The 23,360-nt window shown below is 39.4% G+C and carries 25 protein-coding genes; 12 read left to right on the forward strand and 13 right to left on the reverse strand.

Features of this window, described 5'->3' with window-relative positions:
• Together ACZFYI_RS00205 and ACZFYI_RS00210 are read right to left on the reverse strand one after the other, a co-directional pair.
• Nucleotides 1-373, reverse strand: a 373-nt coding sequence (locus ACZFYI_RS00205) for a four helix bundle protein (protein ID WP_462522105.1), incomplete at its 3' end; no start/stop codon positions are given.
• 73 nt (nt 374-446) lie between these two features.
• Nucleotides 447-1,853 (reverse strand): anthranilate synthase component I family protein, encoded by a 1,407-nt coding sequence (locus tag ACZFYI_RS00210; protein ID WP_462522106.1) that lies wholly within the window; start codon nt 1,851-1,853, stop codon nt 447-449.
• A gap of 245 nt (nt 1,854-2,098) precedes the next feature.
• On the opposite strand from ACZFYI_RS00210, the gene ACZFYI_RS00215 reads away from it, so the two are divergent.
• The 8 genes from ACZFYI_RS00215 to ACZFYI_RS00250 all read left to right on the forward strand — a co-directional run bounded on the left by ACZFYI_RS00215 (nt 2,099) and on the right by ACZFYI_RS00250 (nt 9,734).
• On the forward strand, nt 2,099-2,323 hold the full coding sequence (locus ACZFYI_RS00215) for a hypothetical protein (RefSeq protein WP_462522144.1): 225 nt from the start codon (nt 2,099-2,101) through the stop codon (nt 2,321-2,323).
• Between the two features lie 27 nt (nt 2,324-2,350).
• Nucleotides 2,351-3,310, forward strand: coding sequence for a formimidoylglutamase (gene hutG / locus ACZFYI_RS00220; RefSeq protein ID WP_462522107.1), 960 nt, complete (start codon nt 2,351-2,353; stop codon nt 3,308-3,310).
• A gap of 118 nt (nt 3,311-3,428) precedes the next feature.
• On the forward strand, nt 3,429-3,875 hold the full coding sequence (locus ACZFYI_RS00225; RefSeq protein WP_462522108.1) for an Hsp20/alpha crystallin family protein: 447 nt from the start codon (nt 3,429-3,431) through the stop codon (nt 3,873-3,875).
• 165 nt (nt 3,876-4,040) lie between these two features.
• Nucleotides 4,041-4,706, forward strand: a complete 666-nt coding sequence (locus tag ACZFYI_RS00230) for an N-acetylmuramoyl-L-alanine amidase (RefSeq protein ID WP_462522109.1) — start codon at nt 4,041-4,043, stop codon at nt 4,704-4,706.
• 24 nt (nt 4,707-4,730) lie between these two features.
• Nucleotides 4,731-6,386, forward strand: a complete 1,656-nt coding sequence (locus ACZFYI_RS00235; RefSeq protein WP_462522110.1) for a glycoside hydrolase family 10 protein — start codon at nt 4,731-4,733, stop codon at nt 6,384-6,386.
• Nucleotides 6,383-6,862, forward strand: coding sequence for a GNAT family N-acetyltransferase (locus ACZFYI_RS00240; RefSeq protein ID WP_462522111.1), 480 nt, complete (start codon nt 6,383-6,385; stop codon nt 6,860-6,862). Before ACZFYI_RS00235 ends, ACZFYI_RS00240 begins: the two co-directional genes overlap by 4 nt.
• On the forward strand, nt 6,859-8,127 hold the full coding sequence (locus ACZFYI_RS00245) for an MFS transporter (protein WP_462522112.1): 1,269 nt from the start codon (nt 6,859-6,861) through the stop codon (nt 8,125-8,127). Before ACZFYI_RS00240 ends, ACZFYI_RS00245 begins: the two co-directional genes overlap by 4 nt.
• Nucleotides 8,128-8,171: 44 nt before the next feature.
• Nucleotides 8,172-9,734 (forward strand): glycoside hydrolase family 3 protein, encoded by a 1,563-nt coding sequence (locus tag ACZFYI_RS00250; protein ID WP_462522113.1) that lies wholly within the window; start codon nt 8,172-8,174, stop codon nt 9,732-9,734.
• 6 nt (nt 9,735-9,740) lie between these two features.
• On the opposite strand, the gene ACZFYI_RS00255 is transcribed toward ACZFYI_RS00250, so the two are convergent.
• Nucleotides 9,741-10,319 carry a DUF4136 domain-containing protein gene (locus tag ACZFYI_RS00255; RefSeq protein ID WP_462522114.1) on the reverse strand — a complete coding sequence of 193 codons (579 nt, stop codon included), beginning with the start codon at nt 10,317-10,319 and terminating at the stop codon, nt 9,741-9,743.
• Nucleotides 10,320-10,554: 235 nt separating this feature from the next.
• On the opposite strand from ACZFYI_RS00255, the gene ACZFYI_RS00260 reads away from it, so the two are divergent.
• A complete protein-coding gene (locus tag ACZFYI_RS00260; protein ID WP_462522115.1) occupies nt 10,555-11,208 on the forward strand; it encodes a metallophosphoesterase in 654 nt (217 codons plus the stop codon).
• A gap of 3 nt (nt 11,209-11,211) precedes the next feature.
• Here the strand turns inward: ACZFYI_RS00260 and ACZFYI_RS00265 are convergent, their stop codons facing one another.
• The 5 genes from ACZFYI_RS00265 to ACZFYI_RS00285 form a co-directional block, all read right to left on the reverse strand.
• Nucleotides 11,212-12,705, reverse strand: a complete 1,494-nt coding sequence (locus tag ACZFYI_RS00265; protein ID WP_462522116.1) for an ATP-binding cassette domain-containing protein — start codon at nt 12,703-12,705, stop codon at nt 11,212-11,214.
• A gap of 130 nt (nt 12,706-12,835) precedes the next feature.
• Nucleotides 12,836-13,288 carry a D-aminoacyl-tRNA deacylase gene (gene dtd, locus ACZFYI_RS00270; RefSeq protein WP_462522117.1) on the reverse strand — a complete coding sequence of 151 codons (453 nt, stop codon included), beginning with the start codon at nt 13,286-13,288 and terminating at the stop codon, nt 12,836-12,838.
• 3 nt (nt 13,289-13,291) lie between these two features.
• Nucleotides 13,292-14,008, reverse strand: coding sequence for a Rossmann-fold NAD(P)-binding domain-containing protein (locus ACZFYI_RS00275; protein ID WP_462522118.1), 717 nt, complete (start codon nt 14,006-14,008; stop codon nt 13,292-13,294).
• Nucleotides 14,009-14,056: 48 nt separating this feature from the next.
• Nucleotides 14,057-14,470 (reverse strand): YkvA family protein, encoded by a 414-nt coding sequence (locus ACZFYI_RS00280; protein WP_462522119.1) that lies wholly within the window; start codon nt 14,468-14,470, stop codon nt 14,057-14,059.
• A 4-nt stretch (nt 14,471-14,474) separates the two neighbouring features.
• Nucleotides 14,475-14,996: a DUF7935 family protein gene (locus tag ACZFYI_RS00285; RefSeq protein ID WP_462522120.1), complete on the reverse strand. Its 522-nt coding sequence runs from the start codon at nt 14,994-14,996 to the stop codon at nt 14,475-14,477.
• Between the two features lie 117 nt (nt 14,997-15,113).
• On the opposite strand from ACZFYI_RS00285, the gene ACZFYI_RS00290 reads away from it, so the two are divergent.
• On the forward strand, nt 15,114-15,437 hold the full coding sequence (locus tag ACZFYI_RS00290; RefSeq protein WP_462522121.1) for a HesB/IscA family protein: 324 nt from the start codon (nt 15,114-15,116) through the stop codon (nt 15,435-15,437).
• 27 nt (nt 15,438-15,464) lie between these two features.
• Here the strand turns inward: ACZFYI_RS00290 and ACZFYI_RS00295 are convergent, their stop codons facing one another.
• Together ACZFYI_RS00295 and ACZFYI_RS00300 are read right to left on the reverse strand one after the other, a co-directional pair.
• Entirely contained in the window at nt 15,465-15,920 is a 456-nt protein-coding gene (locus tag ACZFYI_RS00295; RefSeq protein ID WP_462522122.1) for a hypothetical protein, read from the reverse strand.
• A gap of 40 nt (nt 15,921-15,960) precedes the next feature.
• Complete coding sequence (locus ACZFYI_RS00300) at nt 15,961-17,067, reverse strand: 2Fe-2S iron-sulfur cluster-binding protein (protein ID WP_462522123.1); 1,107 nt, start codon at nt 17,065-17,067, stop codon at nt 15,961-15,963.
• Between the two features lie 288 nt (nt 17,068-17,355).
• Here ACZFYI_RS00300 and purB point away from each other — a divergent pair, with 288 nt between their 5' ends.
• Nucleotides 17,356-18,702 carry an adenylosuccinate lyase gene (purB, locus tag ACZFYI_RS00305; RefSeq protein WP_462522124.1) on the forward strand — a complete coding sequence of 449 codons (1,347 nt, stop codon included), beginning with the start codon at nt 17,356-17,358 and terminating at the stop codon, nt 18,700-18,702.
• 153 nt (nt 18,703-18,855) lie between these two features.
• Nucleotides 18,856-20,145 (forward strand): SulP family inorganic anion transporter, encoded by a 1,290-nt coding sequence (locus ACZFYI_RS00310; protein ID WP_462522125.1) that lies wholly within the window; start codon nt 18,856-18,858, stop codon nt 20,143-20,145.
• 153 nt (nt 20,146-20,298) lie between these two features.
• Here the strand turns inward: ACZFYI_RS00310 and ctlX are convergent, their stop codons facing one another.
• The 3 genes from ctlX to ACZFYI_RS00325 form a co-directional block, all read right to left on the reverse strand.
• On the reverse strand, nt 20,299-21,234 hold the full coding sequence (gene ctlX / locus ACZFYI_RS00315) for a citrulline utilization hydrolase CtlX (RefSeq protein WP_462522126.1): 936 nt from the start codon (nt 21,232-21,234) through the stop codon (nt 20,299-20,301).
• A 20-nt stretch (nt 21,235-21,254) separates the two neighbouring features.
• Nucleotides 21,255-22,103: a hypothetical protein gene (locus ACZFYI_RS00320; RefSeq protein ID WP_462522127.1), complete on the reverse strand. Its 849-nt coding sequence runs from the start codon at nt 22,101-22,103 to the stop codon at nt 21,255-21,257.
• A 219-nt stretch (nt 22,104-22,322) separates the two neighbouring features.
• A complete protein-coding gene (locus ACZFYI_RS00325) occupies nt 22,323-23,264 on the reverse strand; it encodes a hypothetical protein (protein ID WP_462522128.1) in 942 nt (313 codons plus the stop codon).
• Nucleotides 23,265-23,360 lie beyond the last annotated feature (96 nt).

Consider the following 23,360-nt stretch of genomic DNA (forward strand, 5'->3'; position numbering starts at 1 on the left):
TATGCTTTTCAAAATCACTAAGGTATTTGATAAAACCCTTTATCTCTTTGGACAATTCTACCAATTGGGGATAGAGTCTCTCATAGTCTTCTTTTGAAATCCTATTTGTTAACATAAGAACGTAAGCTTCACTTCTGACTTCCCCTGCCGACCCTTTTGCATAGGTCAAATACTTCATAAATGCTCGGTTACTATTATATTCAAAACCTTCTGCAATGTTATTTGAAATGGAAAGTGCAGCAGCTATTATTTGGCTTCTTGATCGGTAATCGGTTGCTAAAGTTCCTTTATCCGCCAATTCATAAACCTGAATAGCAATTTCAACTCCCTTTTTCCAAATCCCCAAATCTTCAAATCTTTCAATTTTACCCATTTCCTGAAGAATTTAATCAATCATTTTTAAACCAAAATTTTACAATTTTATAATTTTGCAATTTTCCAATCCTTTATATGGCTTCTGCCGCTTTTAGCGCAACCCTCAGCGCTTCGAGTTTGTTGGCGACTTCCTGAAGTTCGGATGGAATGGACGATTTGGCTACGACTCCGGCACCGGCTTGGAATCTGAGCTGGTTGTTTTGGGAGACAAATGATCTGATCAAAATGGCATGATTGAAATCTCCGTTGAATCCAAGAAATCCTATAGCACCTCCATAGAATTTACGGGAAGTGTTTTCAAGTTGACCTATGAGTTCCATCGCACGGTATTTTGGAGCCCCTGAAAGTGTCCCTGCCGGGAAAGTATCAGCTACCAATTGCAAAGGATTGGTCCCTTCGGGAAGGATACCGGTCACTTTGGACACCAAATGGATGACGTGGGAATAGTATTGGATTTCTTTGAAAACCTCCACTTCCACTTTTTCAGAGGACCGGCTGAGGTCATTCCTTGCCAAATCCACTAGCATGACATGCTCGGAATTTTCCTTTGGATCATCATATAGCTTTCTTGCCAGGTCAGCATCAGCCATGTCATTTCCTGTCCGTTTGAATGTCCCTGCAATAGGATAAATCGTGGCTTTGTTGTTTTTGACGACGATCTGGGCTTCCGGTGAACTCCCAAAAACCTTATAGGAACCATAGTCAAAATAAAAGAGATAAGGAGAGGGATTTACCGAGCGGAGTGCACGGTAGACATTGAATTCATCACCTTTAAACTGTGTGGTGAAATTTCTTGAAAGTACAATTTGGAACACATCCCCACGGAAGCAATGCTCCTGCCCTTTTTTGAGAATATCCAAAAATTCTGAATCAGTATAATTGGAAGACTCCTCACCCACCAAGCTGAATGAATAGGCCGGGATATTTTTGTTATTAAGCAGCGTTTCCAAAATTGGAAGCTGATTTTCAGTCTCCGCACCTTCTACCTGATGTTCGAAAAGGTGCATTTCATTTTTGAAATGGTCGACGACAATCACGTTTTGGTATACCGCATAGTGTAACATCGGTATGGAATCCGGTGATGAATTCTCAAGCTTGATATCCTCAAAATAAGCCAAAGTATCATATTGCATATAGCCAAAAAGTCCGTTGCTTATAAACTTGTGTTTCCCGTTGTCATCCTGAAACTTACCTGAAAAATTTCTCAAAGCATCTATCAGCTTTACTTCTTCACCCACTCGGTAGGTAAGGGTTTCCCCAAAAGGAAGCGTTTCTTTCACCTGACCGCAATTGAATGAAAATGAAGCTATGGGATTGAAGCAGATATAGGAAAAACTATCTTCCTGTCCATGGTAATCAGAACTTTCCAGGAGAATAGGATTGGCAAACCTATCCCTGGTCTGAAGGTAAATGCTTACCGGCGTAATCGTGTCAGCCAAGCGCTTTTTATGATGGGTTTTAATTTTAAATTTTTCCATGAGTCAGGTTTAGGGAATAAAAAAAGGCTTACTGGAAAAACCAGTAAGCCCTTTCGAAATGTTATACAAACACAAAATTAGGCAACAACAACTGGTTCTTCCATTTTAGAAGTTCCATGCCACCACCAATATTTGTTTTGAGTTGTTTTCATTTTTTCAGTGGGACAAAGTTAAAAATGCATTTTGCTTATCAAAAAGATATTGAATAAAAATTATCGGTAATTTTGAATAAAAAAATTGAAGCCATGGGTACTATGCCAAAATATTTCAAAAGGGTATTTGACGATTACCAAGTTTTGGTCAAGGTCAATCCTGAGGATTGGACCGGAACTGAACTCATCATCCATCCTGATGGAAAGGTAGAAAAAACCGAAATGGAGTTTGATGATGAAATCATGGAAGACTTGGAAGTGGATGAGTTTGTAGCAGGTAATGCCTTGGAGTTCAACCTTTATCTTGCCAAATCATAATTGGTTTACCTTATTTCCACCTAATCAATGACTCCCCTGCACCAACTTACACCCCCTCAAATCTGGAATGGACGTCCTTCGGATTCCATTCAATATTGGTATCAGGCAGTTACCTGTATGGATAATTTGGAACTCAGCAAACCAAGCAACGAAAAAGGAATTGCACTTCTTGGTTATGCGGGTGATGAAGGCGTTCGAAGAAATCAGGGGAGAACAGGTGCAGCCAAAGGTCCTGAATCTATCAGAAAAATGATGGCTCCTATGGCTTTTCACTTAGAAAAAGATACCAAAATATATGATTTTGGAGATGTCATCACAGAAAATGAAGACATGGAATCGAGTCATTCCCTGATTTCAAAAACCGTTACGGGGTTACTTTCAAACCGATATTTCCCGGTATTATTGGGTGGAGGTCATGACTTGGCATATGCCCATGGCAGAGGAATTTTTGACTACTTGATTCCAAAAGGAGAAAAACTAGGCATTATCAATCTGGACGCTCACTTTGACCTTAGAAATTTAAATGCTGGCAAAGGTCATTCAGGTTCTCCTTTTTTTCAGTTGGCAAATGAATACCAAAGCCACTTCCATTACTTATGTCTCGGTATCCAACAATCATCCAATCCAAAAGTCCTTTTTGAAACTGCTTTGAAACACAAGGTGAGGTGGATGGAGATGGAAGAATTCAATTTGGGAAATTGGGAAGCCATCTCACAAACACTCGATAATTTCTGTAGGAAAGTCAACAAAATATACCTCAGTATTGATCTTGATGGTTTTTCATCGGCTTATGCCCCGGCGGTCAGTGCACCTGCACCTATGGGATTTTCGCCTGATTTGGCTTTCAAAATATTTCATTTTTTGGCTAAAACCGGAAAATTGTTAAGTATGGATATCGTGGAACTTAATCCAACTTTTGATAATGACAACTGTACTGCAAGACTTGCTGCTAGGTGTGTTGAGTTTATAATTAGAAAACTTATTTAATTATCATTTTTTGATGACAATCAGTTGGTAATGTGACTATTGTCATTGGATTTTTTGACTAGATGGTTTTAATTGGTATCGTTAAATAAATCCATTAAACCTCTAAATTCTAGTAGCTATGGGATCACTAACTAAGCAAAACGGAAATGCGTGGCCAAAATTGGTCCAGGATTTTTTTGGAGCAGAAAGCCCATTTAATTGGGATGAAAAATTCTGGCTTCCAGAAAAAGGAGTGGAAATTCCATCCACCAATGTGATTGAAAATGACAAAGAGTTCAAACTTGAACTTTCTGCACCGGGCTTTGACAAAAAGGATTTTAAAGTTGAAGTAGTAGACGGAGTACTGAATATCAGCGCAGAAAAAGAAGAAGATAAAGAAGAGAAGAAGGAAAACTACCGCAAAAAAGAATTTTCCTATTCAAGCATCAGGCGTTCTTTCAGTCTTCCTGAAAATGTGGTGGATGAAAAAATCGATGCCAAATATGACAATGGCATTTTGAATGTAATCCTCCCAAAAAAGGTCATTGAAAGTACAAAACCCAAAAAAGCCATTTCGGTAGGCTGAAATTTTTCCCTACGTATGCGAGTCCCCGGTCTCAGAAGGCTGGGGCTTTTTATTTTATAGAAAATGTATAGTCTGTTCAAAGATTTGATATTTGGAAAGATACCTACGAATAAATTCCTTTATTTTGAGTAAAAATCGGATTTCCATTCTCTTAAATCAAAAATCATGAATAGAAAAGGTCTTGTGGTTAGTATTTTATTGATTTTCCTTTCTACCCTGCTTGCTGAAGTAAAAGCCCAAACTTTCAGGATATTTGAAAAACCTATCATTTTTGATGAGGAAAGAGAAAGACTTTCGCTCGAATACCTAAAAAACAGACATGGTATAGAAAAGGAAACTGCCACCATCCTACCGACAATGGTTGTGGTACATTGGACAGCAGTATATTCATTGGAATCGACTTTTGATGTTTTCAATCCAGTTCATCTTGGGGGTAGACCGGAACTGACATCTGCAAGCAATCTCAATGTTTCCGCCCATTTCTTGGTAGACAGGGACGGTACTATTTTCAGGTTGCTACCCGATACGACTTTTGCCAGGCATACCATTGGGCTAAATTATACTGCAATCGGTATTGAAAATATCGGAGGGCCGGAGGCTCCTTTGACCAAAGCACAGGTCAAAGCCAATGCGGATTTGATCAGATATCTGAACAAAAAATATAAACTGACCTATGTTATAGGACACCACGAATATTATGCTTTTCAGGGGACACCACTTTGGAAAGAATCTGACCCCAACTACCTGACCCAAAAACAGGATCCTGGTCCAAAATTCATGAAAAAGTTAAGAAAAAAACTGGCGGACCTGAATTTCAAAAGCAATCCTTAACAAGGCATGAACCCTCCATTTAACTTGAAAAAATACCGAATATTTTATCTTTCCATCATTCTATTTGCCATGATGGGGATGCAATCCTGCAAAACAGCAAAGCCTACTGCAGAAAACAAAACAAATCCACCAACCAACGATACCTCTCATCCGAAAGAAGCTAATTCAGGTATTTCAAATCCGATTCCATTTTACAAACCCATGGAAGTTGACCTAGGACCTAGTCCGAGGGAATTCAGAGGAGTTTGGATTGCGACTGTGGCAAATATTGACTGGCCCACCTCTCCCGCTGATCTTTACTCCAAGCAAAAAGAGGATTTTATCAAACTTCTTGATTATTACAAATCACTCAACTTCAATGCCGTCATTGTCCAAGTAAGGACTGCAGGTGATGCATTTTACCCTTCCAAATACTCCCCTTGGTCCAAATACCTGACAGGAAAGCAAGGCCAAAAACCAAACACTTTGGAAGATCCCCTCTCTTGGATGATATTGGAATCACATAAGCGGGGATTGGAATTCCATGCCTGGTTCAACCCCTATCGGGCTACGATGACTTTGGATACAGAAGAACTAAGCCCTAGCCATGATTTTGTAAAGCATCCTGAGTGGATGATAAAATATGCTACAAAATATTATTACAATCCAGGCTTGCCTGAAGTCAGGGCACATTTATTGGAAATTATCAATGAAGTAGTCCAAAACTACAACATCGACGCGATCCATTTTGACGATTATTTTTATCCTTATAAGGTTGAAAAAGTCAAGTTTGATGATGCAGCTTCCTTTAAGAAGTATGGCAAACCTGGCCAAAAACTGGATGATTGGCGAAGAGAAAACGTCAACCTTTTGGTCAAAGAAGTTAATGAAAACATCAAAGCCCATAAACCTTGGGTTCAGTTTGGGATCAGTCCATTTGGAGTCTGGAGAAACATCGACAAAGACCCAACAGGATCCAAAACAAGAGCAGGTCAGACCAATTATGACGATCTCTATGCGGATGTGATCACCTGGATGAAAAACGGCTGGATCGACTACCTCATCCCTCAATTGTATTGGAGTATGGATTATGAACTTGCCTCTCACCGTATCCTGATTGATTGGTGGTCAAAAAACAGCTATAATACCAAAATATACATTGGAAACGGCCCTTATAAAGTAAGAGACAATGCTGATAAAGCTTGGGACAACCCAATGGAAATCTCCAATCAGGTAGGGCTCTCCAAAATCACTCCAAACATATCCGGAAACGCTTATTTCAGTGCAAAATCCATGTTTGTAAAAAATAAAGACGTGGCTGATTTACTGCACAAAAACCATTATCACTTTGCTGCCTTGCCTCCAGATGTCTTTACAAATCAAGAAAATGAAAGCATTGGACAAGTCCCAATTCTCATTCCGCATGGTGATGGCTTTGCGTTTCAGTTTGAGCAGTCCTTACAGCCTGATTTCCGGTTTGCATTGATTTATACAGCACCGACCCTCTCTGATTTACAAAAGCGACAGGAGAATGTCTTTTTGCAAAGAATTTATCTTGACGAAAGCAACAGGATGTTGTTGCCAGTCTTGAATTCAATCAGCCAAAAATATATTGCCATCAGTTTTTTAGACCGATTCGGAAAAGAATCAAAACCACAGGTTTTTGAAATTCAGGCCAACCCAATAACACAAATCCCATGAAAGACATGCTCGTCCGCTTGATGGAATTGCCGGATATTTCCGAAAAGGAAGGGCAATTGGCGCAAGAGAAAATTATTTTCAGAAAGCCAATCCCACCCGAAAAATCATTTGTAAGAGATTGGGTTTTTGATCATTTTGGAATCTATTGGGCCAATGAAGTAGAAGCCTCATTCAGCCATCTGCCTGTCCACTGTTGGATTGCACAAAAGGGAAACGATATTTTGGGATTTGCCTGCTATGAAGCTACGGCTAGGAATTTTTTTGGTCCTACCGGTACTTTGGAGTCTATGAGAAACAAAGGAATCGGTAAGATTCTTTTGGTCAAAAGCCTTCAATCCCTCAAAGAAATGGGATACGCTTATGCCATCATCGGCGGTGTAGGTCCTGCGGATTTCTATAAAAATACCGTAGGTGCCAGTATCATTGATGGTTCGGAAATCAGCATATACGAAAACCTCATCCGGAAAAAACCATGAGCAAAACCATCAAAAACAATCCATGGTATTGGATTCCCCCACTGTACCTGACAGAAGGAATTCCCTATGTTTTGATCATTACGGTCTCTGTGATTATGTATAAAAAGCTGGGAGTAGACAATTCTGATATTGGTCTTTACACCAGTTTCCTGTATCTCCCTTGGGTCATCAAACCACTTTGGAGTCCATTTGTCGACCTTTATGGAACTAAGCGCAAATGGTTTTTGGCTATGCAATTGGTTTTGTCTTTTGCCTTTTTGTGTGTTGGACTTACATTGCCGACTAGTCAATTCTTTGTACTATCCCTTGCATTTTTCTGGTTGGCTTCATTTGCCTCTGCTACAAACGACATCGCCTCAGATGGGTTTTACCTTTTGGCATTGAAAGAAGACCAACAATCTTTTTTCATTGGATTGAGAAGTACCTTTTACCGTGTCGCAATGGTGACTGGGCAGGGATTGTTTGTCATTGTAGCAGGATACTTGGAAGTCAAATATGGGGACAATACCAAAGCATGGTCTCTTACCATGGTAATGGTCGCCGGATTGATGTTTATTTTGAATCTGATCAACTTTTGGACCACTCCCAATATCGAAAAAAGCAGCGCTTATGTAAAAGAGATCCAATTGACCTTTGGGAAAGTTTTCATCTCCTTTTTTCAGAAAAAAGAAATCTGGGCAGCAATGGCATTCATACTTTTTTACCGCTTGGGAGAATCCCAATTGGTAAAAATGGCCTCTCCTTTCCTTTTGGACAGCCGTCCTGAAGGCGGTCTGGGTCTCAGCACCACGGATGTGGGTTTGATTTATGGAACCTTTGGCATCATCGCACTATCCCTTGGTGGCATCATCGGTGGAGTTGTCATTTCAAAAGATGGCTTGGGAAAATGGATGTTACCCATGATTTTGGCATTGAACGTTCCTAACTTCTTTTATTATCTCTTGGCTTATTTCCAACCCGAATCTGCTTTTTGGGCCGGGTTCGTGGTTATCGTGGAGCAGTTGGGTTATGGATTTGGGTTTGCGGCTTTTATGATGTATTTGATTTATGTTTCAGAAGGCCCTTCCAAAACCTCCCATTATGCCATCGCCACGGGTTTTATGGCCTTGGGAATGATGCTACCCGGCATGGCAAGCGGTTTTGTGCAGGAATGGTTGGGCTATGAGGGATTTTTCCTTTGGGTAGTTGCGGCTGCGATTCCTGGCATTCTGATGATCAGGTATGTAAAATTTCCGAAGGAATATGGGAAGAAGAAGGATGAGTGAATTCAGAATGAAAAATGATGAATTATTTAGAAATTATCTCAAAAATGACTTTAAAAGAAAAGATAGGGCAGCTTTTTTCGCCTGCGGCATTTATCCATGATACCGAGGAAAATTATTTGAAAATCGAGTCATTGATCAAAAACCACCATATCGGAGGCCTGACTTTTTTCCATAGCCGCCACAGTGCCGCTGCCAATTTTGAGAAAAGACAGGAGAAACTGAGTTATGAAAACACACTCGAAAAACTGCGCACTTTAATTGCTCGATATCAATCTATTTCCAAACAACCTCTTTTGATGAGCATTGATGCAGAATTTGGGTTGGCGATGAGGATAGAAAATACGCCCCAATATCCCTATGCCATCACTTTGGGAGCGCTTTCACTCGAACATGAGGATTTGGTCTTGGAAACAGGTTACAGAATAGGCAAAGACCTCAAGCAAACCGGACTTCACCTCAATTTTGCCCCTGTTGCAGATATCAATACCAATCCAAAAAACCCGGTGATCGGATACAGGTCTTTTGGACCCAACAAGGAGAAAGTAAGTCGCTTTGCCTTGGCAATGTATAAAGGAATGGAGAAAGCCGGAATCGGCGCCTGTTACAAGCATTTCCCGGGACATGGGGATACAGACACCGATTCGCACCTTGGACTTCCTGTCATCCATAAATCCAAAGAAGAATTGATGGCCGAGGAACTTTATCCTTTTGCCAATGGAATCAAGGAAGGGATTGACATGATCATGGTCGGACATCTTGCCGCCCCTGCACTTTCCAATGGGAAAAGCATTCCCGCCTCCATTTCGAAAGAAATCATCACTGATTTATTAAAGGATGAAATGGGTTTCAAAGGAATCGTCGTCTCAGATGCATTGAATATGAAAAGTGTCTCTGATCTTTTTCCTGAACCGGGACAGTTGGAATGGGAAGCTTTCGATGCAGGAAATGATTTGCTATGTTTTTCGGAAAATGTTGAAGAAGGGATAGACATGATCTCAAAGTTCGGATCTAAAGAAAAAATAGAAGAGAGTTTTCAAAAAATTTCCAGCTTGAAAGAAAAACTTGGCCTATACACTACCAGCCATACCGAAGAAGTAGGATTTTATTGGTCAAACCATGTGGAATTCAATGGTAAATTATCTCTCCGATATATCACCGAAATTTCCAACCAAAATCCGCAAACCTCTCTTGATTTATCAGATTCAAATTTTGCTAAAGTATGCCTTTTTCAAGGCAAGGAAAATGCTTTCTTTTCCGAATTGGACAAAGTTATTCCTTCCAGATCTATTGGATTGGCTTCAGTCAATGATTCAAACTGGGAGAAACTAAATGACTTTGACAATCTTTTAGTAGCTGTTTTTGTACCATCGGCCAAGCCGGTGAATCATTTTGGGATGGACATGGATATGCTTGATAAACTGATGGCAAAAATTGAAAACAAAAATTGTCAACTCTACCTGTTCGGTTCACCCCTTTCTTTGAATGAAATTAGGTTCCATCAAAAATTCAAAAAAATAATCTGTGCTTTTCAGGACTTTGAATCTGCACAAAAAGCAGCTGCCCTCTACTTCCTTCGAAAAATTGACGCAGAGGGCAGGCTTGATTGATCTCAATCAGTTTCTTGTCAATATCCTAAATTGGTCCATAACCCGGTAAGTCGCCTTGGTCAGTTCGGAGTTGACTTCCGGAGAATAAAAATCAAAACTAGCTGCTGTATATCCTTGCCAAATGGTATTTCCTCTTTTATTGTCAATCACGAAGATGACCAACATGCCATTATTTTCGGTAAATTTCACCTGATCGTAATTTTCATCTTTTTCGCGGTTTTTTCTTTCCTCTTCTTCAGTCATTTCAAGCTCTGTGCTTCTTCTCTGGACCCAATAATCAAAATCCGGCTGTTCGTAACCACGGTACTTCACATCATCGGTAAAAACCTTGTAGTTTATAAGAATGTCAGGTTTATCTGTTTGCAGCTTAAATCCCTGAGAACCCAACCTGTTTGAGATAGTCTTTTCAATAGCCAAATGATGGGATGTTGTATCAGGAAATGGGTTGTTTACAAAACCAAAAGTTTTGTACTTTTTAAAATTTCCCGCATAATTAAAATCGGATTCTGCTATGTAATCTTTTTGGCTCAAGCATGCAGAAAATAACAAAGAAATAGTGAAGAGAATTAATGATGATTTTTTCATAACAAACAACCTTAAGGAAATTAAAATGGTTTAAAGAGACATAGATGTGGTTTAAGATAATTATACAGAATTAACCAGATTAAAACTTCTTTTGTCCAATATTGTTTTGGCGATATTAAATTGATTATGAAGTGATTATAATTAAAAATATCGATGGAAACAAATAAATAATTGAATCATTTATTGTTTTTTTTGTAATTTAAGAAAGCGATGAGTTTTTAACCTTTCTACGAATATGGGGATCTTTATTGTTGGTGATGTACATGGGTGTCTCAATACCTTTTTGAATCTTTTGGACTATTGGGATCCAAAATCTGAAACCCTAATCCAGGTGGGTGACTTGATAGATAGAGGGGCTTTGTCACCCTCAGTCATCCACCTGGCTTTCGAGTTACAGATGAATTTTAAAAAGGAAGCACATTTCTTGAAAGGTAACCACGAGCAACTCATGATCAATTATATGCAAGGTGAGGACATAAAGGGTATATGGCTTTCAAACGGAGGGAACAAAACCCTTCAACAATTTGAAGAAGCAGAAGTAGATCCGGACAATTATTCGACTTGGTTGACAGACCTTCCGATGATTTGGGAAAATGACCATATCCAGGTAACCCATGCCGGTTTCTCAGGTCTTGGGATTCCCTATGACCAAAATAATCCAAATGGGGTACTTTGGAACAGACAACCACTGATCAATACAGGTAAATTGCAAATCATCGGACATACCCCTAGGTGGGACGGTATCCCAAGTTTCAACCCCGCATCTAATTCTTGGAACATAGACACCGGCGCCTACAAAGGTGTTTGCTTGACCGGTATCAGACTTGGAGATGATGGTACATTTATAGAAACTGTTTCTGTTCCGACAGAAGCAATCGACCTTCTTTAAAGGTCAAAAAACAGTTTTCCCTTTTTTTAATCTAAAAATTTCATCTACGCACTTGGGGATATCTTCTTCGTAGTGACTGACATAAATCAACGAAACAGGTAGTATTCCGCAAACCAGGTCGACAGTTTCTCTGAATCTGATCCTTTGAATGTCATCCATTCCCTGCGAGGCCTCATCCAAAACCAATAATTTTGGGTTTTTGATTAAAGCCCTGGCAAGCAATATAAACCTTTGGTTTTCTAGAGACACCTGGCTTAGCAAACGGTTGGCCATTTTTTCCAAGTGAAACAATTTCAGCCAATCCATTGCCAATTTTTCCTGTTCCTGGGAAATTTTCTTGAATAGACCCATCGTATCAAACAGCCCTGAGAGGACCACTTTGATACAAGTTTGGTTGGAGGGAAAAAACCTTGAAAGTTCAGGAGCTACAAATCCAATTTGCTTTTTGATATCCCAGATGCTTTCTCCTGAACCCCTTTTCCGGTCAAATAGCCATATTTCATTGGCATAGGCTTGGGGGTTTTCACCTAAAATCAAACTTAGAAGTGTGGATTTCCCTGCGCCGTTTTCACCTTTGAGTGCCCACTTTTCATTGGGTAGAATGGTCCAATTCACCTTGTTAAGGATCAGGTTTTCTCCGTATATCACTGAGACATTTCTGAATTCCACTATTTTCTGATAAGGGTTTTCGGTTTGTCTTTTCAAAAGCTTTTTTACAAACTCAGGATCAATGTCATTCTCAAAATTCGATAGTCCGGGATTCTCTGTTATTTCTCCGGCATTTATCATTCGGGTGATACCCTTATCAGCTAAAAGAGCCACATGGGTGATGCAAGAAGGAATCTCATTATGGCGGGTACTCATCAAGACATGTATCCCTGAGGCGATTATATCGGAAAGCATTGATCCAAAATCATCCCGGGTTTCTTTGTCCAAACCTGTCAATGGTTGGTCCAACAACAACATCTTTGGATTCTTAATCAGCGCCGATGCAAAAGTCAATCTTCTTGTCTCTCCATTGGAAAGTTTGATGATGGATTTATCTTTAAGATGCTCCAAATTCATAAAACTAATTACCCTTGGTAGGTCCCATGGTCCGGAAACCTTCACTTCAATGTTTTTCAGATATTCCTCAACAGACAAAGCTTCATCAGATTCCATCGAATTGAAGCGCTGTTGATAGTAAAAATTGCCAAGGTTAGATTTGTTCTTAAAAGTATATTGCTGTGAAACGATAGCAATCAAATCCCTGAACGAATTTACTTCCCCGGCTTCTGACTTTTGTTTTTGGTATTCTTTTGAAAATGGCCTTTGGATAATTCCTGAGGTTACCATGGTCTTGCCGAGGATAGTATCCAAAAAAGCGGTGAGCCCAACTCCTGATTGTCCCAAGATAGCCCAATGTTGCTCTGTTTCCCATTCAAAACCCAAGTCTTCAAAAACTACCTTATCAAATTGTTTTATTGCTGCATTTTGAATGGAAATTAGAGTTGGCATGCAATGGGGTTTTGTATTGGTTATAATTGTTGTAGTGGTTGTAATTGTTGTCAAGTTATCGCGTTGTCGAGTTTTTGGGTTTTGCCAAACTGCCTACTGCGACTGTTAACTGTAAACTTTTACTTCTTCCTCAAACCTTATTTTTACTGTCCATGATAATCGTCACTGGACCATCATTGATCAATGCAACTTTCATATCTGCACCGAATTCTCCTGTTTGGATGGATTTGCCCAATTCCTTTTCGAGAGAAAGAATAAATTTTTCATAAAGCGGAATGGCAATATCGGGTTTTGCGGCTTTGATGTAAGAAGGACGGTTTCCTTTCTTTGTACTTGCATGAAGTGTAAACTGACTGATGAGCAAAATGTCTCCCGAAGCCTCAAGGATACTATTGTTCATCACCATATTTTCATCCGGGAAAATCCTCAGGTTTACAATTTTCTTGCTGAGCCAGTCGATATCTTCATTGTTATCCGCCTCCTCTATTCCCAATAAAATCATCAATCCTTCGCCGATCTGACCTTTGATGCGCCCATTTATTTTGACTGTGGACTCAGATACCCTTTGAATAACTGCTATCATATCTCAAAAATCCTGCATTATTTTGGAGGAAATAGTCTCAACTTTTACTGATTTGGTTTGGTTGGCATAGTAAATCATGGCCTTTGCGACTTGGTTGTCATTGATGGGACGGAAGGATTTTCCCAACTTCAACCACACCAAAGGCTTCGTCAATATTTTGGCCACCTCTTCTCCAAAACGGAATTCTTTCCTATTGCCAAGTAAAAGAGAAGGCTGAAACAAACCGACATATTCAAATGGAATCCCTTTGAGGTCTTGCTCTACTTCCCCTTTGACTTTGTTGTAAAACACCGAGGACTGTGAATTTGCACCCATAGCGCTGACATATAGAAATTTAGTTGCACCCAAAGCATGCGTCCAATCTGCGAATCCAATCACGTAATCATGGTCAATTTGGTAGAATTTATCTTTGGAACCTGCGACTTTGATCGTGGTACCAAGTGAACAGAAAGCATGCATTTCGCATGATTTTTTAAGAATGGCATCTACGATGTGGAAAAAATTCCCACCTAGATCCTCTTCGCGGATTTTGGATTCAATATCCCAACTTTGGATCTTGCCGAAGTCTCCTTCTACTTGGATCAACTTGTTATGCTTCAGTGCCAACTTGCGTCTCCCGACCGAAATGAGGTAATCATAAGAACTGTCCTGAAGCAATTGGTGAAGCAATTGCATGCCGATCAAACCTGAAGTACCGGCTAGAAATGCTATTTTTTTCATATCAGGTAAAGTACGCCCAAAAAGATGAAAAGCAAAAGTCCAAAGTGCTTAAGCCTGTGTCTTTTCCCAATTCAAAAAATCATCGACTTCATGCTTCACCGAATTGAATACCGCCAAAATAACTGACAGGTCATCAGTAAAGCCCAAAATCGGCATGAAGTCAGGGATAATATCTATCGGAGTAATAAAATACAACAATCCCAAAACAATGAGGCCAAGTGTCTTGGAGGAAACTTTAAATTTCCCACTTCTATGGGCTTGGATCATCCTTTTGAAGATCAAGATCGGTTCCAATGCTGCCTGGACCTTTGGATGATTGGAAACTTGACTGAGCCGTTCACCTACATTTTTCAGAAGGTTTTGAAGCTTACCATCTTCTCCCGCAATTTGATTGGCTTTTTCTAGGTAAAGAAGTTTTGCCTTACCAAAAAAATCAACTGTCTTTTCCCTGAGTGATGCCATTTCTTTAGAAGTAAATCCTTATTTCAGACTTAACGGATTTTAGTGCCATTTGGATGGCATCATCTTTCTGGTCAAGTGAAAGTTGAAAAACCCGCTTGGCAAGGTCAAGACTTCTCGCTTCTTCAGGCATGTCCTGCATGGCAGTATTGATGATGGTCACTACGCTTTCCGCTGCACGGCGAACACTTTCCCATGTCTCGTCTGTAAAGTAAACCTGCTGCGAAAGGTTATGGTTAAATTCTTCCCTAACCTCATGAAGTAATTGACTGTAAAATTCCCTTGCCGAATATTCTGGATTGTTTACCCTTCTGACGAGGTTGTTTGGTGTGATTCTTTCCAGCAAAAGACATAGCCTTTCTCCAGCCTGAAGCCTTACAGGGAGAACCGTTTGGGTATTTTGGGTTTTTAAATCCAACAGCATCTTTTCCCTTTCCTTTTGAAGGAAAGATATGATAGTCAGGTACATCCCATAAATAACCAAACCTGCAGGCAAAACTATTTTCAATAAATCAGCGAGATACTCCATAGAATTACAATATTTTGATCCGAATATCAGAAATTAATGGACGCAATAAAACTTTGACAATTGATATTTTTAAAACCTAAATTTGAACTTCAACCTCAAAAAGTGGCTTAAATAGACATGTTGATTCCCATCCAAATCACCGAAAAGGCTCAAGCTGAAATCAAGGACATCATTGCCAATAAAAATATCCCCTCCGATTACTCACTCCGTGTAGGGGTCAAAGGCGGCGGCTGTGGGGGCATGTCTTACCTTTTGGGCTTTGACAAACCCAAAGAAGGTGACCAGAAATTTGAGGTTGGGGGAATTCCTGTCCTGATCGAAAAAAAACATTACATGTTTTTGATGGGGATGCTGGTGGATTTTTTTGAAGGTGATGAGGCAAGGGGTTTTACTTTTGTCAATCCTGATCTTCCTAAGAGGCACGATATTGACGAAAAATAAGTTTTTGTTGGTGTATTTTGTATCGACCTATTCCCTTCTTTTCAATCCATTTACAAGGTCTTTTTCTTCGCCTTTCAACTTCAACGACCGAATAATCCTATCAGGAGAAGGCTTTGCCGCTGAAAAAAACACCAAAGTCACTGCAAAAGCGATGGTATAACCGGCATTGCCAAACAACAATAATCCTGCTGCTGCTACCAAGGCCGCGACAAACAATATTCCAAATCTTTTGAATGAAGCTTTGGAATAGGATGTAAGTTTTGCAGGGAGTTCAGAAGATGAATCGACAATGGTTTTAGTCTCTTTTTTAAAAAAAACATATTGGGCAATCAAAAGAGTAAAAACCATACCCAATCCAAAATATTCCCAGAATTCAGTTACTTGAGGGATTTCAAAAAAGAAAATCGGGTTTTCCGAATTCAGATAAACGAATCCAAAAAAAGGAATCGGAATGGCGATCATGATGAGCACATTCCGTTCCAATTTATCGTAAATTTTTCGTATCGGGGAGATTTCCAAGATCCTATTCGATTACAATTTTGATATCCGAACCTGCTGGCTTGGAAGAGCAACAAAGGATATATCCTGCTGAAATTTCACTTTCGCTCAATCCTGCGTCCTCAATCATATCTACTTTACCTGAAATCAATTTACCCCTACAAGCTGTACAAAGGCCACTTTGGCAGCTGTAAGGCATATTGATGTCATTATCCAAACCTGCTTCCAAGATAGTTTTGCCGGCAGGCACTTCAAAAGAGTAAGATTGGCCTTCGACCACTACTTCTATTTCTCTGGTCAGCTCTGGGGATAGTTTTCCTTTGGATTTGAGTTCCGCTTCTTTGGCATCCAAGTCCAAATAAAAACTTTCTTTATGTATGTTTTTTTGGTCTACGCCCATTGAAGCAAAGGCTTCGAGCGCTGTATCCATCACGCCATCCGGACCGCACACAAAGTATTTGGAACCTTCTATTTCAGGGTAGCTGATTTCAGAAAGAATGGATTTTACTGTTTCAGGCTTCAATCTCCCCTTGTATCCTCCCCAATCTCCAGAGGGTCGACTCAAGACATCTACCACTTTCAATCTTCCCTGATATTTGGATTCAAGTCCTTCCAATTGTTTTTTGAAAATGATTTGCTCTTGGGATCGGCTGCAATAAATCAAAGTCACTTTGGAATCAGGCTCGTTCACAAGTACTGATTTTGTGATTCCCATGATAGGCGTAATTCCACTGCCTCCGGCTACCATTATAAAATGATTTTTGTTTTTGGAATGGAAATCACTCGTGAAATTCCCCAAAGGCTTCATGATTTCAATTGTTTTGCCGGGACGGACCTGATCGTTGAGGTAATTGGAGACCAAGCCATCTTTAACTTTTTTCACTGTGATTCCCGGATGCGGGTCAATATAGGGCGAGGTACAAAGGCTGTAAGATCTCCTAACTTCTTTGCCCCCCAATTCCAAAATTACAGTTAGGTATTGACCGGGTTTATATTCCAGATAGGGTTCAGGCTGCTCAAAATATATAGTTACTGTGTCAGAAGTTTCTTTAACAACTTCTCTTACTTTGAGAGACAAATATTGGTCACCTCTTTTATTTTCTTCTTTCTTTTTCTTGAATAGATTAAACATTCCAATTTCGTTTTTCCAGTTAATCCTGCGGCAAGCCCAAAATTAATGTACGGTTTTGTATTTATTTACCTTGATGCCAGATTATATCCATCTTCACAACAAATAAATTAGAAACAGGTTCGAATCCAGCAAAAGGAATCTGAAAAGAATTTGAATTTTTTGTCTAGAGTAACGAAATGGAAGAGCAATACTAAAATTCCTTGAACAGGATGTCCAATAATTAAAAAATTTACCCGAGTATTTCAGACTGAAAACCTAAATTGCAGGCCTAAATCAAAAATCATCCTTATGGAATTGACAACTCTGACAGCCGTGAGCTCCATTGACGGCAGATATGGTAACAAAACCGCTCCCCTACGTGCCTATTTTTCTGAGTTTGCTTTGATCAAATACCGGGTTCATGTGGAAATCGAATATTTCATCGCGCTTTGCGAATTGCCACTTCCCCAGCTTAAAGACTTTGACAAATCACTTTTCCCGGCCTTGAGAAATATTGTATCTCAATTTCAGATTTCAGATGCCGAAACCATAAAAGAAACCGAGAAGACCACCAATCACGATGTCAAAGCCGTAGAATATTTTATAAAGGAAAGATTTGACAACCTTCAATTACATGAATTCAAAGAATTTATCCATTTTGGTCTTACCTCTCAAGACATCAACAATACCTCTACGCCTTTAATGTTGAAAAACGGCCTCAATGAGGTTATTTTACCATCAATTGGTCGCGTGATTTCCAAGCTCCAGTCTCAGGCCAATGACTGGAAAGAAATCCCAATGCTTGCTAAAACCCATGGCCAACCTGCCTCTCCTACAAGGCTTGGAAAAGAGATAAGAGTGTTTGTAGTACGCCTTGAAAAGCAACTTGAATTATTGGCCCAAGTTCCTTATTCCGCAAAGTTTGGTGGAGCAACAGGAAACCTGAATGCCCACTATGTGGCCTATCCTGAAATGGACTGGCATGGGTTTGCCGATGATTTTGTATCAAAATACCTGGGTTTAGAGAGAAGTTATCCCACCACTCAGATTGAGCATTATGATAACATGGCTGCACTTTTTGACGGACTCAAAAGAATCAATACCATTCTTTTGGATCTTTCTAAAGATGTGTGGCAGTATGTGGCTATGAATTATTTCAAACAAAAAATCAAAGCTGGAGAAATAGGGTCTTCCGCTATGCCACATAAAGTCAATCCTATTGATTTTGAAAATGCAGAAGGAAACCTTGGGATAGCAAATGCCCTCTTCGAGCATCTCGCTGCCAAACTGCCTATCAGCAGGTTACAGCGTGACCTCACTGACAGCACTGTCCTAAGAATAATAGGAGTACCTTTGGGACACATGCTGATAGCGCTTGAATCCCTTGAAAAGGGCCTTGGCAAGCTCGAACTTAACCGTGCTGCAATAGATGCCGATCTGGAAGACAATTGGGCTGTTGTTGCCGAAGCCATTCAAACCATCCTGAGAAGAGAAGGTTATCCAAAACCTTACGAGGCATTGAAAGAATTGACTCGGACAAATGAAAAAATCACCGAATCATCCATCAAACAATTTATTGGCACCCTGAATGTTTCTGATTCGGTTAAGGATGAACTTTATAAGATCAGTCCATTCAATTTTACGGGCATATTTTAAAAACTAAATACCCACATAATACCCCCATGGATCATGGTACTTTACTTAGGAATAGGGATTGGTTAGCTTTTTCATTTTAGACAAAAGGGTGTTTGCCAATAAACTAAAAATGACACTTTAGCTGTCAGTTTTAACCTATTTGCTCCGAAATCAATGCAGAAAAGAATTTTTTCACAACTAGGCAATGATTTGCCTGCAGGATTAGTGGTATTTCTGGTAGCACTCCCACTTTGTCTTGGGATAGCCTTAGCTTCCGGGGCACCTTTATTTTCAGGAATTATTGCAGGAGTGGTTGGAGGTATTGTTATTGGAACTTTGTCCGGATCTCATACATCAGTTTCCGGACCTGCCGCGGGCCTGACAGCTATTGTTTTCAGTGCCATTACCGAACTTGGAAGCTTTGAGGTTTTTCTTTCAGCTATCGTATTGACGGGAATTTTTCAGATTTTTTTGGGGATTTTAAAAGCAGGAGTAATTAGCCAATATTTTCCAAAATCAGTGATCAAAGGTATGCTAGCAGGTATCGGAATCATTTTGATCATCAATCAGTTCCCCTATGCATTGGGCATGAACAAATCGGAAAGTCTTGAAAAACAATTGCCTTTTGTAGATGATTTGGGTGTTGGACTGAGCTTAGAAAACCTTTTCCAAACATTTGATTTCGGAGCTATAATTATTTCTGCTATTTCTATTGGCTTCTTGATTTTGTGGGAAATCAAATTTTTCAAAAACCTAGCTTTTACCAGACTGGTTCCAGGTCCATTGGTTGTTGTTTTGCTAGGTATCGGGCTAAATGAATATTTTAAGCTATTTGTACCTTCATTTTATCTGAATGCCGAAAACAAAGTTGTACTTCCTGTTTTGGAGTCTATAGATGGGATTTATAATTTATTCACCTTCCCTGATTTTTCTCAGTTGGATAACGGCGATGTATGGTTCGCAGCGATTACAATAGGAATTATTGCCAGTCTTGAAAGTTTACTGAGTTTGGATGCTGCCGATAGAATTGATCCCTCGAAACGTGTTTCCCCGCCCAATAGAGAACTTTTGGCGCAGGGAGTTGGTAATGTTTTCAACGGTTTGTTAGGGGGACTTCCTGTAACGGCAGTGATAGTCCGAAGCTCTGCTAATGTAACGGCAGGGGGGAAAACCAAGATTTCAGCAATATTTCATGGGATACTTCTGCTAGCAAGTGTAATCTTTATTCCTGAAATCCTCAATTTGATTCCATTGGCTTGCCTCTCTGCTATTTTGATGACGGTAGGCTATAAGCTGACAAAGGTGTCGTTGTATCATGGTCAATTCAAGCTTGGTTGGAATCAATTTCTCCCTTTTATCATCACTATATTGGGAATTGTATTCTTTGATCTCTTGATAGGAATTGGATTGGGTATGGGAATGGCCTTGGTATTTATTCTATTCAGGAACTTCCAAAATCCTTGATTACCATACAAAAAAGGAAGGAATCAAATGGTCTTTTGAGGATTTCCCTTTCATGAAAAGGGCTTTACGAATTAATATTTATTGAAAAAAAGTGAATACTTACAATTGAAACAAAGACCACAAGTATAGCTTAGACCCTGCAATATCAAGGGATTACAAGAGCGGTAAAAAAATCTCAGCCATCATACATCTGACACTTCCTCCACCGATTTTTTCAATAGTGGGTATTTTTGGAACAATGATTTCTGTATATCTCTTGATGGTGTTGATCTGCACATCTCCTAAAGATTGAAATGCTGAATCAGACATGATCGTAAATTTTGACCCAAGGTTATTTTGGATTTCAAGCATGTTCCCTGCAAATTGGAATTTTTGTTTGGCAGTAATCGGAATCATTTTCTTACCTGTTTTTTCCAGATATTCCTGGACTTTTAGCTTTTCAGAAGCCAAAGGGATAGACTCCAAACAGACCACGGCAATTTCAGTCCCGATATGCATCATGACGTTAGTATGGTAAATAGGTGACAAAATGCCATTGACCACTTGGGTGGCATCAAAATCCACAACTTCAAATCCCATCAGATTTCCAAAATATCCCAATGGCGTTTTGTGTGTCCTTTGAGACCTGCAAGCATAAGCTACCTTGTTTATCCTATCCAAGATCAAACTTCCAGTTCCTTCTAAAAATTGGTTATCCTGCTCAAAAAACGTCAAATCCACGATTTCACTGATCCTAAATCCTTTTTGTATCAGGATTTCAATAATATCCTTTCTCCTTTCCAGTCTCCTATTTGGTGAAAACATGGGATAAAGCAGAATCTTACCGTCCTGGTGGGTACTAAACCAATTGTTTGGAAAAATAGCATCGGTTTTTATTGGGAGATCAGTATCTTCAATCACCAAGACATCAATTCCCTTGTCCTGAAGCAGGGAAACAAAACCATCAAACTCCTGCTGTGCAATCTTATTGATTTCATCTGCTTCTCTTTCATCTCTTTGCTGGTAAAAATTATTTTCAGCAGTTTCTGGATTAAAACCAAAATTAGCCGGTCTAACCATTAAGATGTGGGAAGTAGTCTGATTTGTCATAGAGGTAAATTTTGTTAAAGCTACTTTCTGTCGTAACGGTACAATACAGGTTCAATGTTGAACCTTTTCTCACTCAAAGTAAAATAACTTTTGCCATTGGGATGAAAGGCAATTGCCTCCCCTTGCGGTTCGGGCTTATAAGGCAATATCAATGGGTCACGTGAAAGAGCCTGCTCGACAGTCTCATTTTCATTTCTCTTCCAATAATAGACCGTAAAGTAATTTTTAATCAAAATCTCCTTGCCATCTGCAGAAATATCCCCTGCAACAGACATGGTAAATGGCAATTCGATCACTTTTTCCAAAACTGCCTCTTCCTTTTCAAAAGCATCTTGTGTTGTCTTATAAAGAATATTCAGACTATCCCTTTTAGACAAAATAAAAATATCTTTTGAAATCGGATCAACCATCAATGTCTCGGCATCTTTGGGTCCATCAGGGTAAGTCAGTTTTAAAATCTCAGGTTCCACTTCCATACCCTCTGTAAATTGCACCGGTTCAGGAAACCGATATATGAAAATATTGGTGTATTTAGCTTCGTTGTCTCCTATTTCGCCGACATATACATAATTGAGTTTTGGGTCAGGTCCAGGGCCGACAGCGATATCTTCCCAATCTCTGTTCCAAACACCCTTGATTTTGAATACCACCGAACCTTTTCCCAAAGTATCAATCACATAAATGCGTCTACCTCCCCCACTATCATTATGGGTATAAATCAAACCATCATGAGACCTTGAAAATGCAATACCACTCGCTTCATCAATTTCTTTATTTTCTAATGTTCCGATACTGATCTGGTTGGAGAAAATATTTTGATCGGCCTTCTTTTCTAAGCGGACAAGGCTAGGCTGGGGAATATTCAACATCAACATTGATGGGAAAAAATATAAAAACAAAAGCAATTTCATATAATGACTCATGTGAGGCTTTCTTTACTTAAATCAACAAAGTTCGGTCTTTTTGGGTTTTTGGCAAAGTTAATTGTTGTTATGAATCCAAACCAAATTTGGATCATTGATCAGAAATTGACTTGTATTTCAATCCAATAACAAAATCCAACAATTTAAATTCAACATGTCCTTCTATTATTTTCTTTTGTAATAATTCAATTCGGGAATAACGCCATCACTCCATTCGCTTAAAGTAAAGTATCCTCTTTTGTCATCAAAACAAATTGACTCACCTTGCACCTCCTTTTCATAAGGTACCAAGCTGGGCAAAGTTGCGATCAAATCCACAAAGGATTGGTCACTTTCTCTTACCCAATAGAATATCCTATCATACGTTTTGATCAGTACTTCTTTGCCATCTTCCGAAACCGTTCCTGCAGTAGCTATTCTAAAGGAAAAGGTACCGGAGTGGATCGCTAAGTTCTTTTGGTCGATTTTCTGAGGAAAAGGTAAGGAATACAACAAAGAGAAAACATCTCGTTTTGTAACCAAGAAAATATCCTTTGTAAGCGGGTCTACCAACAAAGCCTCCACATCGCGGCTTTTATCAGGATATTCAAAAACGATTGTTTCCAATGGAACATCCAAAGTGACATATTGAAACCGATGCGATTCCTCAAATTTGGGTTCTTCAAATCTGTAAATGGTATAATCTTCATATTCCAGATTATTATCACCTGTATCTCCAATATACAGGTAATTTTTTCCAAACTCAGGCCCTATGCTAATCTCAATATCCTCCCAGTCTCTGTTCTTTGTACCCTTGATTTCATATTCGGAAATTATCTCCCCATTATTTGCATCCAGAAGATAAATGCTGTTTTTGTTTCCTTTGTCCTGTAGCGTCCATACAAATCCAGGATTTTGTCTGCTGTATGCTAGTCCAGACCCTTCCTTCAATGAGACTTTCCCTTTGGGTTGGGCTGAGTTTTCAAAAAATCCGGAGACTTCCAAATCACTGATCTTATAATCAGTTTTAAATGGTAAAGATCCCTCCACATCACTATCGGGTGATTCATTTTCATTGCACGAGAAAAGAAAATATGCAAATAGAGGTAAGAAAAAACAGGATTTCATCAGTTCAAAAGAAAGGAATTGAGATCGAAAGATAAGAAATATTTAATTGAGGCTACAGACTATAGAAAGTATCCAAAATTTGAAACTAGAAGTCAA

The organism is Aquiflexum sp., assembly GCF_977115555.1.

What these genes read in the sequence shown, in the direction of transcription:
- ACZFYI_RS00210 (WP_462522106.1), bottom strand. Translation starts at nt 1,853, where the DNA reads ATGGAAAAATTTAAAATTAAAACCCATCATAAAAAGCGCTTGGCTGAC.
- ACZFYI_RS00215 (WP_462522144.1), top strand. Translation starts at nt 2,099, where the DNA reads ATGGGTACTATGCCAAAATATTTCAAAAGGGTATTTGACGATTACCAA.
- hutG (WP_462522107.1), top strand. Translation starts at nt 2,351, where the DNA reads ATGACTCCCCTGCACCAACTTACACCCCCTCAAATCTGGAATGGACGT.
- ACZFYI_RS00225 (WP_462522108.1), top strand. Translation starts at nt 3,429, where the DNA reads ATGGGATCACTAACTAAGCAAAACGGAAATGCGTGGCCAAAATTGGTC.
- ACZFYI_RS00230 (WP_462522109.1), top strand. Translation starts at nt 4,041, where the DNA reads ATGAATAGAAAAGGTCTTGTGGTTAGTATTTTATTGATTTTCCTTTCT.
- ACZFYI_RS00240 (WP_462522111.1), top strand. Translation starts at nt 6,383, where the DNA reads ATGAAAGACATGCTCGTCCGCTTGATGGAATTGCCGGATATTTCCGAA.
- ACZFYI_RS00245 (WP_462522112.1), top strand. Translation starts at nt 6,859, where the DNA reads ATGAGCAAAACCATCAAAAACAATCCATGGTATTGGATTCCCCCACTG.
- ACZFYI_RS00250 (WP_462522113.1), top strand. Translation starts at nt 8,172, where the DNA reads ATGACTTTAAAAGAAAAGATAGGGCAGCTTTTTTCGCCTGCGGCATTT.
- ACZFYI_RS00255 (WP_462522114.1), bottom strand. Translation starts at nt 10,319, where the DNA reads ATGAAAAAATCATCATTAATTCTCTTCACTATTTCTTTGTTATTTTCT.
- ACZFYI_RS00260 (WP_462522115.1), top strand. Translation starts at nt 10,555, where the DNA reads ATGGGGATCTTTATTGTTGGTGATGTACATGGGTGTCTCAATACCTTT.
- ACZFYI_RS00265 (WP_462522116.1), bottom strand. Translation starts at nt 12,705, where the DNA reads ATGCCAACTCTAATTTCCATTCAAAATGCAGCAATAAAACAATTTGAT.
- dtd (WP_462522117.1), bottom strand. Translation starts at nt 13,288, where the DNA reads ATGATAGCAGTTATTCAAAGGGTATCTGAGTCCACAGTCAAAATAAAT.
- ACZFYI_RS00275 (WP_462522118.1), bottom strand. Translation starts at nt 14,008, where the DNA reads ATGAAAAAAATAGCATTTCTAGCCGGTACTTCAGGTTTGATCGGCATG.
- ACZFYI_RS00280 (WP_462522119.1), bottom strand. Translation starts at nt 14,470, where the DNA reads ATGGCATCACTCAGGGAAAAGACAGTTGATTTTTTTGGTAAGGCAAAA.
- ACZFYI_RS00285 (WP_462522120.1), bottom strand. Translation starts at nt 14,996, where the DNA reads ATGGAGTATCTCGCTGATTTATTGAAAATAGTTTTGCCTGCAGGTTTG.
- ACZFYI_RS00290 (WP_462522121.1), top strand. Translation starts at nt 15,114, where the DNA reads ATGTTGATTCCCATCCAAATCACCGAAAAGGCTCAAGCTGAAATCAAG.
- ACZFYI_RS00300 (WP_462522123.1), bottom strand. Translation starts at nt 17,067, where the DNA reads ATGTTTAATCTATTCAAGAAAAAGAAAGAAGAAAATAAAAGAGGTGAC.
- purB (WP_462522124.1), top strand. Translation starts at nt 17,356, where the DNA reads ATGGAATTGACAACTCTGACAGCCGTGAGCTCCATTGACGGCAGATAT.
- ACZFYI_RS00310 (WP_462522125.1), top strand. Translation starts at nt 18,856, where the DNA reads ATGCAGAAAAGAATTTTTTCACAACTAGGCAATGATTTGCCTGCAGGA.
- ctlX (WP_462522126.1), bottom strand. Translation starts at nt 21,234, where the DNA reads ATGACAAATCAGACTACTTCCCACATCTTAATGGTTAGACCGGCTAAT.
- ACZFYI_RS00320 (WP_462522127.1), bottom strand. Translation starts at nt 22,103, where the DNA reads ATGTTGAATATTCCCCAGCCTAGCCTTGTCCGCTTAGAAAAGAAGGCC.
- ACZFYI_RS00325 (WP_462522128.1), bottom strand. Translation starts at nt 23,264, where the DNA reads ATGAAATCCTGTTTTTTCTTACCTCTATTTGCATATTTTCTTTTCTCG.